The sequence below is a fragment of the Streptomyces sp. KR55 genome (genome assembly GCF_052245645.1).
Lineage (GTDB): Bacteria > Actinomycetota > Actinomycetes > Streptomycetales > Streptomycetaceae > Streptomyces > Streptomyces flavusporus.
The window spans coordinates 1-9,845 of record NZ_JBQQCE010000370.1 but is presented as its reverse complement, the minus strand read 5'-3'; the positions used below and the strand labels follow the sequence as shown (position 1 = coordinate 9,845).

6 protein-coding genes and 1 pseudogene are annotated in these 9,845 nt (G+C 72.8%); all 7 read left to right on the top strand.

Annotated features, from left to right (window positions below):
• Positions 1-1,329, top strand: a 1,329-nt coding sequence (locus ACTWQJ_RS37860; protein WP_443310972.1) for a hypothetical protein, incomplete at its 5' end; no start/stop codon positions are given.
• A 14-nt stretch (positions 1,330-1,343) separates the two neighbouring features.
• Complete coding sequence (locus ACTWQJ_RS37855; RefSeq protein ID WP_443310971.1) at positions 1,344-2,360, top strand: glutamate ABC transporter substrate-binding protein; 1,017 nt, start codon at positions 1,344-1,346, stop codon at positions 2,358-2,360.
• 81 nt (positions 2,361-2,441) lie between these two features.
• Positions 2,442-3,800, top strand: a complete 1,359-nt coding sequence (locus ACTWQJ_RS37850; RefSeq protein ID WP_443310970.1) for a hypothetical protein — start codon at positions 2,442-2,444, stop codon at positions 3,798-3,800.
• On the top strand, positions 3,797-6,340 hold the full coding sequence (locus tag ACTWQJ_RS37845; RefSeq protein WP_443310969.1) for a tetratricopeptide repeat protein: 2,544 nt from the start codon (positions 3,797-3,799) through the stop codon (positions 6,338-6,340). The genes ACTWQJ_RS37850 and ACTWQJ_RS37845 overlap by 4 nt, the downstream gene beginning before the upstream one ends.
• Positions 6,341-7,672, top strand: a complete 1,332-nt coding sequence (locus ACTWQJ_RS37840) for a PP2C family serine/threonine-protein phosphatase (RefSeq protein ID WP_443310968.1) — start codon at positions 6,341-6,343, stop codon at positions 7,670-7,672.
• A 99-nt stretch (positions 7,673-7,771) separates the two neighbouring features.
• Positions 7,772-9,118, top strand: a complete 1,347-nt coding sequence (locus tag ACTWQJ_RS37835) for a vWA domain-containing protein (protein ID WP_443310967.1) — start codon at positions 7,772-7,774, stop codon at positions 9,116-9,118.
• 92 nt (positions 9,119-9,210) lie between these two features.
• Positions 9,211-9,845 (top strand): annotated as a pseudogene (locus tag ACTWQJ_RS37830) (FHA domain-containing protein); the annotation flags it as partial.

Below are 9,845 nucleotides of genomic sequence, written 5' to 3'. Positions count from 1 at the left end.
CCGCCCCGCCGCACCGCGTTCGCCGAGGGCGTGGACCGGGTGCGCGCCGCCGCGACCACCGAGCCGGGCCGGCTGCGCATCATCGGCGCCGTCCTCGCCCTGCTGGTCGTCTCCTTCGGCGCGGTGACGGCCTGGCAGGCCACCGCCCGGGCGTCCGCCGCCGACGACGTCCTGCACAAGAGCCAGCCCCTCAGCTCCGCCGCCGCCGACATCTACCGCTCCCTCGCCGACGCCAACACCGCCGCGTCCAGCGGCTTCCTGGCGGGCGGTCAGGAGACGAAGACCTCCCGCGACCGCTACGAGAGGGGCATCCGGACGGCCGCCGCCAAACTCGTCACGGCCGCCAACAACTCCGACCCCGGCTCCCCGTCCGCCGCGACGATCGCCGAACTCAACCGGCTCCTGCCGCAGTACAAGGGCCTCATCGAACGCGCCCGCGCCAACAACCGCCAGGGCTATCCGCTCGGCGGCGCCTACCTGCGCTACGCGAACGACACGATGCAGACCGAGATGCTCCCGGCGGCCGAGGACCTCTACAAGTCGGAGAACGAGCGGCTGCGCGGCGACTACGCGGACGCCACGCCCTACCCGTGGGCGGCCATCGCCCTCGGCGTCGTCGCCCTCGCGGCCCTCGCCTGGGCGCAGCACCGCAACTACCGGCGCACGAACCGGGTCCTGAACCACGGCCTGGTCGCCGCCGGCGCCGCCACCACCGTGGTCCTGCTCTGGCTCGTCGTCGGCCACAGCGTCGCCCGCGCCGGCCTCAACGACTCCTACGACCACGGCGTCCGCTCGCTGAACGTCCTGCACGACGCCCGCATCGCCTCCCTCAAGGCACGTGGCAACGAGAACCTCACCCTGGTCAGCCGGGGCGCGGAGACGGTCGAGGTCAAGCCGGGCGAGTTCCAGGACAAGTTCGACGTCGCCTACAAGGAGTCGATGCAGGACCTGGCCGACGGCCTCACCGCGGCGCAGTCCCTCGCCGACGACGGGGCCGGCGAACAGCCCGTGCGGTCCGCCGTCGGCAACATGGACGAATGGCAGAACCGCCACCAGCAGGCCCGTGCCGCCGACGACGCGGGCGACTACCAGGCGGCGCTGAACAAGGTCATCGGCGCGAAGAGCGACAAACCCACGGGCGAGTGCTTCGACAACGTCGACAAGAACCTCGACACCGCCCTGAAGCACGAACAGCGCGAGTTCCAGCAGGCCGCGGGCGACGGCCTGGACGCGATGACCGGCCTGTCGGTCGGCGCGGCCGTCCTTGCGGTGCTGGGCGCGGCCGGCGCGGTGCTCGGCATCGGCCGCAGGCTTTCGGAGTACCGGTGAAAGGGGGCGTGACGATGCATGCACGACGTTTGCGGGCCAGCCTGAAAGGCTGGGGCGGCGTGGGCGCGATGGCCGTCGTCTGCGCCCTCGCCGTGGCCTTCGCGCTGCTGCTGCCGCACACCCGGCCGGCCGGCGACGGCAGCACGGGCGTCGGTGGCCAGGGCGTGGCCGACGGGTCGCACGCGAAGGCCGAGGAGTGCGAGAACCCCGAGGACCAGAGCCTGTCCCCGTCGACGGCCGAGGGCGCGTCGATCGCGACCATCAAGAAGCGCGGCTATGTCTCGGTGGGCGTCGACCAGAACAGCTACCGCTGGGGCTACCGCAACCCGAACAGCACGGCGAAGGACGTCGAGCTGGAGGGCTTCGACATCGACCTCGCCCGCCGGATCGCCGAGGACCTGCTGGGCGATGCGTACAAGATCCGGTTCAAGGCCATCCCCACCAACCAGCGCATCCCCGCGATCCAGAGCGGGCAGGTCGACATGGTGGTGCGCACGATGACCATCAACTGCGACCGACTGGAGCAAGTGGCCTTCTCCGCCCCGTACTTCCTGACCGGCCAGCAGGTCCTCGCGCCCACCTCCTCGACGATCGAGGGCTACGACGAGACCCTCGCCGACAGGAAGATCTGCTCGGCGGCGGGCTCCACGGCGTACGACAAACTGGACGCGGACAAGAAGGCCGGCCGGCTGCCCGCCTCCACCGACATCTCCACCACCGTTCCCAACCAGCTCGACTGCCTGGTCCGGCTCCAACTCGGCCAGGTCGACGCGGTGGTGACGGACGGCGCCCTCGCCGCGAGCCAGGCCGCGCAGGACCCCACGGTGGAACTGAAGGGCGACCGCTTCACCACGGAGTACTACGGCGTGGCGATGAAGAAGGACGCCGACGATCTGGTACGCCGGGTCAACCGAATACTGGAGGACTACCGCGAGGACGGCGGCTGGAAGCGGTCGTACGGCACATGGCTGTCGGCCACGCTGGGCAGTGACTCGGAGTCGGCGACTCCGCCCCGGCCCACATACGCATGACCGGCCGTCGGCAGACGGCCGGATGAAGGACGGCCGACGACACACACCGGCACGGAACACACCAGCAACGAGAGGTGATCGATGGGCGTCGCGGGAGCCTCCGGTCCGGTAATGGACCGGGACGAGGTGGACCGTGCGCTGGCGCGGCTCGGCGCGGAACACGAGGCCATCGAGACCTCGCTCCTCGCCCTGCAGGACCACGCGGGCCGCCGACTCCTCGAGGGCGCCGAGCTCACCGGCACGACCAAGGAGCGCTGGGCGGCCGCGGAGGCGTCGATCACGCTGCTGTGGGCGTACTTCGACGCGTACACGAGCGCGTTGCGCTCCGCCCGCGAGATCCGCGCCCGCCGCCGCTGGTCCAGCCGCGAGGACCTGCTGGAGCTGACCGAGCTGCTGCGCGGCGAGTCCGTCACGGTCGCCGGCAGCGCCGCGGCGACGGCGAACGCACCCACACTGCACGGCACGGGCAAGCTCAGCCAGCAGTTCTCGCTGGCCGGGCTGGTGGACCGGATGAACGAGCTGTACGCGACGTCGCTGGACATGGTCGTCGCCGCCGACGCGGTGTGGTCCGCGCTGCCCGCGCGGATCGATTTACTGGCCGCCGAGCTCCAGCGCACCCGCAGGCTCGCGCACTCCGTCGGCGTGCGCCCCGGCGAGCACCCGGCGGGCGACGACCTGGAGCGCATCACGCGCACGCTGACGAAGCTGCGCGAAGAGGTGGTCTCCGACCCGCTGGCGTTCTGGCTGCCCGCCGAGGGCAGTTCGGCACCGGGCGGCGGCAGACCGGACACCACGGTGTACGACCGTGAGGCACGCGCCCTGGAGGAGGTGCGCCGGGAGATCGACGCCGTACTGACGGTCCGCCAGGATGCCGAGCAGCGGCTGATCAGGCTGCGGGACGTGCTGTCCCGGGCCGACCGCACGCTCGCCGAGGCCCGCACCGCGCGCGGCGAGGTCCTCGCGAAGATCGCCGCCACGGAGGTGCCGGTCGTCAGCGGACCGCCGACCGCGCTCCAGGAGCAGCTGGCGGCGGCCGCCGAGTACCGCAGACAGGCCCAGTGGCACCGGCTGTCCCCGCTCCTGGAGTCCCTGGAGCAGAAGGCCGAGGACGAACTGCTGCGCGCCCGCGAGTCGTTGACCGCCGTCACCGCACCCCTGGCGGTCCGTGCGGAGCTGCGCGGCCGTCTGGACGCGTACAAGGCGAAGGTCGCCCGGCACGGACTGGCCGAGGACCCGCTGCTGGTCGAGCGGTACGACGCGGCGCGCCGCATGCTGTGGAGCGCACCCTGCGACCTGCGGGTCGCCGAACAGGCCGTGCAGCGCTACCAGCAGACGGCGGCCGACCTGCTCGGCACCGCCCCGCGGGTGCCGGGGCAGGCGGGGCCGCAGGACCGGAGGGGGCCGGGCGCGGTGAGCGACAAGGGGGATGCAGCGAGATGAGTCAGGCACAGCAGTCCTGCCAGCGGCCCGGCTGCGAAGGGTCGTACGAGGACGTCGGCGGCGGCGAGCTCTACTGCGACACCTGCGGCCTGGCACCGGTGGTGTCCGCCAGCGGCATGGTCGGTTCGCCGCCCACCGGGATCACGGGCGGCGGCCGGGGCTCGCGCGGTTCGGCGGGCAGCGGCAGCTCACGCTCCAGTGCGCGCAGTGCGCGTACGTCGTCGCAGTCGTCGAAGTCCCGCCGCTCGGTGTCGGGGCGGCTGTCGCGCTCGCTGTCGGGCCGTTCGACGGGCCGCTCGGTGTCGGTGCGCAGCTCCGGCTCCGCCGCCGGTTCCTCGGGCCGTGGCCGGCTGGGCGCCGGGCTGGTGCAGGTGCCGCAGGTCCCGCGCCCCGACCCGCGCGCGATGGTCCTGGACAACCCGGAGGTGCCGGAGCGCAAGCGGTTCTGCTCGCGCTCGGACTGCGGGGCGCCGGTGGGCCGCGCCCGCGGGGACCGTCCCGGGCGCACCGAGGGCTTCTGCACCAAGTGCGGCCACCCGTATTCGTTCGTCCCGAAGCTGAAGGCCGGCGACGTCGTGCACGGCCAGTACGAGGTCGTGGGCTGCCTCGCGCACGGCGGCCTGGGCTGGATCTACCTCGCCGTCGACCGCGCGGTGTCCGACCGTTGGGTCGTGCTGAAGGGCCTGCTCGACACCGGCGACCAGGACGCCATGGCCGCCGCGATCTCCGAGCGGCGCTTCCTCGCCGAGATCGAGCACGCCAACATCGTGCGGATCTACAACTTCGTCGAGCACCTCGACCAGCGCACCGGCTCCCTGGACGGCTACATCGTCATGGAGTACGTCGGCGGCAAGTCCCTCAAGGAGATCGCGAACGCCCGCCGCACCCCGGAGGGCCGACGCGACCCGCTGCCGGTGGAGCAGGCCTGCGCGTACGGCATCGAGGCGCTGGAGGCCCTCGACCACCTGCACAGCCGCAACCTGCTGTACTGCGACTTCAAGGTCGACAACGCCATCCAGACCGAGGACCAGCTCAAGCTCATCGACATGGGCGCGGTGCGCCGCATGGACGACGACGAGTCGGCGATCTACGGCACGGTCGGCTACCAGGCGCCGGAGGTCGCGGAGGCCGGCCCGTCGGTGGCGTCCGACCTGTACACGGTGGCCCGCACCCTGGCCGTCCTCACCTTCGACTTCCAGGGCTACACCAACGTCTACGTCGACTCCCTGCCCGACCCCGACAACATCGAGGTCTTCCGCCAGTACGAGTCCTTCTACCGGCTCCTGGTCCGCGCCACCGACCCCGACCCGGCCCGCCGGTTCGCCTCCGCGCAGGAGATGTCGGAGCAGCTGACGGGGGTGCTGCGCGAGGTCGTGTCGCTGCAGACGGGTCGGGCACGGCCGTCGCTGTCGACGCTGTTCGGGCCGGAACTGCGGGTGACGGACACCGAGTTGTTCCCGCCGCTGGAGGGTGAGGTGTCGCGGCTCGGGGCGCGGGTCGTACGGGCGCGGAAGCAGCAGCCTCAGCTCACCGGCGCCGCCCCGAGCACCACGGCCGGCCTCGTCAAACCCGTCGGTACCGCTGCCGCCGCCCTCGCGCTGCCCGTCCCCCGCGTCGACCCGGGCGACCCCAACGCCGGTTTCCTCGCGGGCCTGATGGCGACCGCCCCGGCCGAGCTGCTCAGCGCGCTGGCCGCGGCGCCGGCCCCGTCGATCGAGACGCGGCTGCGGCAGATCCGGGCGTGGCTGGAGAACGACGACTCCGCCGCGGCGCTGGACGCCCTGCGCACCCTGGAGGCGGAGCGGCCCGACGACTGGCGGGTGGTCTGGTACCGGGGCGTGACCGCACTGGTCACCGGCGACCACGAGGGCGCCGCCCTCGCCTTCGACGCGATCTACGACGCCTTCCCCGGCGAGACGGCACCCAAGCTCGCGCTCGGCCTGTGCGCGGAGGTGCTCGGTCAGCTCGACAACGCCGCCGAGTACTACCGCCTGGTGTGGTCGACCGACCCGAGCTATGTGAGCGCCGCCTTCGGCCTGGCCCGCGTCCAGCTCGCCGCCGGCGACCGGCGCAGCGCCGTGACGACGCTGGAGTCGGTACCGGAGTCCTCCATCCACTACACGGCGGCCCGTGTGGCGGCCGTCCGCGCCCGGCTTCGGCAACGCACGGCGGTCGGCTCCGACGTACCCTTCCTGGAGGATCTGAGCGCCGCCGCCGGGCAGGTGGAGGCGCTGGATGCGTACGGCCTGGATCCGACGCGGCGCGAGCAGTTGGCCACGGAGGTGCTCGGCTGTGCCCTGGACTGGATACTCTCCGGTGGCCAGGGATCCGTCCCTCCCCCGCACCCGGCCCCGGCCGGACGGGGGGACCCCCATGCCGCCGGGGGACGGACGCTGCTCGGCAGCGGCCTGGACGAACGAGGCCTGCGCTTCGGCCTGGAGCGTTCGTACCGCACGCTGGCCCGGCTGGCGCGGGGCGGCGAGGAGAGGATCGACCTGGTGGAACGTGCCAACCGTTACCGCCCCCGGACATGGGTGTAGTTGATGTCGCAGATGCCCCAGCAGGCCGCCTTGTCGAGGTGTCCGAGCTGCGAGGAGCCGCTCGAGTCGGGTGACCGTTTCTGCGGTGCGTGCGGATACGACCTGTCGGCCGTACCGCCACGGCCGGACGACGGCCCGACGCTCACCCTGAACGGCTCGGGAAGCCCGGGTGCCGCGCCGCCGACCGGCTGGCCCGTCACCGCCGTTCCGGGCAGCTCCGACACGCCCCCCGCGGTGCATCTGCCGACGGACGTGCCGGGCACGGACTCGGGCGGCTCCCCCCTGCCCACCGCACCGCAGTCGCCGCCCCAGGTCGCCGCCGGTGTGCGGTTCGACCGTCCCGGGGAACCCGAGGAGTACCCCCTCCAGGCCCCGGACCCGCGTGTCGCCGCCGATGTCGCGGCGCCCGCCGACCCGGCCAAGCTGTGCGTGGCGTGCCGCGCGGGCCGTGTCGACGACGACGGCTACTGCGAGAACTGCGGACACGCCCAGCCGCGCGAACGCGACCACATGGAGCAGGAGTACGGCCCGATCGCGGCCGTCAGCGACCGCGGTCTGCGCCACCACCGCAACGAGGACGCGTTCGGCATCGGCCGCACCGCGCTGCCCGACGGCTCGGACGCCCTGGTGGCGATCGTCTGCGACGGCGTGTCGTCGGCGACCCGCCCCGACGACGCCTCGCTCGCCGCCTCCCGCGCCGCGAGCGAGTCGCTGCTGGCCGCCCTGCCGCTCGGCACGCACCCGCAGCAGGCCATGCACGACGCGATCGTCGCCGCCGCCCACGCGGTCAACGCGCTCGCGCAGGAACCCGCCACGGCCCGCGAGCACGCCCCGCACCAGAACGCCCCGGCCTGCACGCTGGTCGGCGCGGTGGTCACCGCGGGCCTGCTGGTGGTCGGCTGGGTCGGTGACAGCCGCGCCTACTGGGTGCCGGTGGACCGCACCTCACCCCCGGCCCGGCTCACCGAGGACGACTCCTGGGCCGCGCAGATGGTCGCCGCGGGCCTGATGAACGAGGCGGAGGCGTACGCCGACGAGCGCGCCCATGCGATCACGGGCTGGCTGGGTGCGGACGCGTACGAACTGGAGCCGCACACCGCTTCCTTCAAGCCGGACCGGCCGGGTGTGGTGGTGGTGTGCACGGACGGCCTGTGGAACTACGCGGAGGCGGCCGAGGAGATGGCCGACGTCCTCCCGGCCGACGCCGCCGTCCGTCCGCTGCACGGAGCCCGGGTTCTGGTCGGTCACGCGCTGGACGGTGGGGGCCACGACAACGTAACAGTGGCCCTCGTGCCGTTCCCGGCCCCGCCGCAGGGGGCAGGATCGGCCTGAGGCCGCGTACGGGGACGCCTCGACGGACCGGAGGGGACCGGTCCGTATTCCGTCATCGCCCCGCATCCTGCGGGGCGTTCAAGGGGGAGCCGATAGGGCATGGCCAATTTCTCGAAGTCGAACGTGCCGCAGTTCTCGATGGACGTGTACCAGAACGAGTACCTGCCGGAGGGCGGCCGGGAGGTCAACGCGATCGTGACGGTGACCGCGACCGGCGGCGGCACGATCGGAAGCGCGGTGGCGGCACCCCACCTCTACGCGCCGGGCGAGGGCCCGTCCGCGGCCGTGGCGATCATGGTCGACTGCTCGGGGTCGATGGACTACCCGCCGACCAAGATGCGCAACGCCCGGGATGCGACGTCCGCCGCCATCGACACCCTGCGCGACGGCGTGCACTTCGCGGTGATCGGCGGCACGCACATCGCCAAGGAGGTCTATCCGGGCGGCGGCCGTCTCGCCGTCGCCGACGCCACCACCCGCGAGCAGGCCAAGCAGGCCCTGCGCAAGCTCAGCGCCGGCGGCGGTACGGCCATCGGGACCTGGCTGCGTCTTGCCGACCGGCTGCTGTCCTCGGCGGACGTCGCCATCCGGCACGGCATCCTGCTCACCGACGGCCGCAACGAGCACGAGTCCGCGGAGGACCTCAAGGCTTCGCTGGACGCCTGTGCCGGACGCTTCACCTGTGACGCCCGGGGCGTGGGCACCGACTGGGAAGTGAAAGAAGTCACAGGGATCGCCTCCGCCCTGCTCGGCACCGCCGACATCGTCGCCGACCCGGCCGGACTGGCCGCCGACTTCACGCAGATGATGGAGACGGCCATGGGCAAGGAGGTCGCGGACGTCGCCCTCAGGCTGTGGACGCCGGTCGGCACCACCATCAAGTTCGTCAAGCAAGTCGCGCCCACCGTCGAGGAGTTGACCGACCGGCGCACCGAGGCGGGCCCGCGCGCCGGGGACTACCCCACCGGTTCCTGGGGAGACGAGTCCCGTGACTACCACGTGTGCGTCGAGGTCCCGCCCGCGAACATCGGCCAGGAGATGCTGGCCGCCCGCGTCTCGCTGGTGATCCCGCAACCTGGGGGCACGGCGCAGAACTTGGGCGCGCAGGGCCTGGTCCGGGCCGTGTGGACCGACGACATGGTCGCCTCGACGTCCATCAACCCGCAGGTGGCCCACTACACCGGCCAGGCAGAACTGGCACAAGTCATCCAACAGGGGCTCGATCTGCGCAAATCGGGAGACATCGATGGAGCAACGGCCAAACTGGGCCGGGCCGTTCAGCTCGCCAGCGCCTCCGGGAATGCGGATACTGCGAAACTCCTTGCGAAGGTGGTGGACGTGGTCGATGCCGCGACAGGTACTGTGCGACTGAAGGCGAAGGTCGAGGAGGCCGACGAGATGACTCTCGAGACCCGGTCGACAAAGACTGTTCGTGTAAAGAAGTGACGTAGCAGGACCCTGAAAAGCAGCGAGCCTGACCCCTTGGGGTTGGAGAAAGTCCGGCCGGACGGCCGGAAAGGAGAGGGGGAAGCGCCGACATGCCGACCTGCCCGAACGGACACCAGTCGGGTTCCGACGACTGGTGCGAGGTCTGCGGTCACCGCATGGCCGGTGCCGTACCACCACCCCCTCCGCCACCGCCCCCCGCAGGCGGCGGCTACGGCTTCCCGCCGCCGCCCGGCCCGAACGGCCCGTCCGGTGGGCCGAACGCCGGCCAGCCCGGCGGACGCCCGCACCTGTCCGCCGTACCGGACGCCGCTCCGGAACTCTGCCCGCAGTGCCGTACGCCCCGTGAGGGCGGCGCGCCGTTCTGCGAGGAGTGCCGGTGGAACTTCCTGACCAACACCGCGACGTCGTACACCCCGGCCGCACCGCGCCCGTCGGCGGCCGGCCCGGGGGACCCGCGCTTCCAACGGCCACCCGCCCCGCCGTCCTTCGGGGGCGGTGAGTCGTACGAGTACCAGGGCTCGCGGCCCTCGCAGATGAACCGGCCCGCCGAGCCGATCCCGCCGGGCCCGCCCTTCGGCGGCGACCCGAGCGGTCACCCCGGCCCGCCCGGTCACCCCGGCCAGCCCGGTCCCGGCGGCCAGCCCGGCTTCGGCGCGGACCCGTCGCGGCCGGTTCCGCCGCCGCCCGGTCCCGGTCCCGCGGGAGGCCCCGGTACGCACCCGGG

Excerpts from the sequence above, each read along its gene's own strand:
- ACTWQJ_RS37855 (WP_443310971.1), top strand. The coding sequence starts at position 1,344 with ATGCATGCACGACGTTTGCGGGCCAGCCTGAAAGGCTGGGGCGGCGTG.
- ACTWQJ_RS37850 (WP_443310970.1), top strand. The coding sequence starts at position 2,442 with ATGGGCGTCGCGGGAGCCTCCGGTCCGGTAATGGACCGGGACGAGGTG.
- ACTWQJ_RS37845 (WP_443310969.1), top strand. The coding sequence starts at position 3,797 with ATGAGTCAGGCACAGCAGTCCTGCCAGCGGCCCGGCTGCGAAGGGTCG.
- ACTWQJ_RS37835 (WP_443310967.1), top strand. The coding sequence starts at position 7,772 with ATGGCCAATTTCTCGAAGTCGAACGTGCCGCAGTTCTCGATGGACGTG.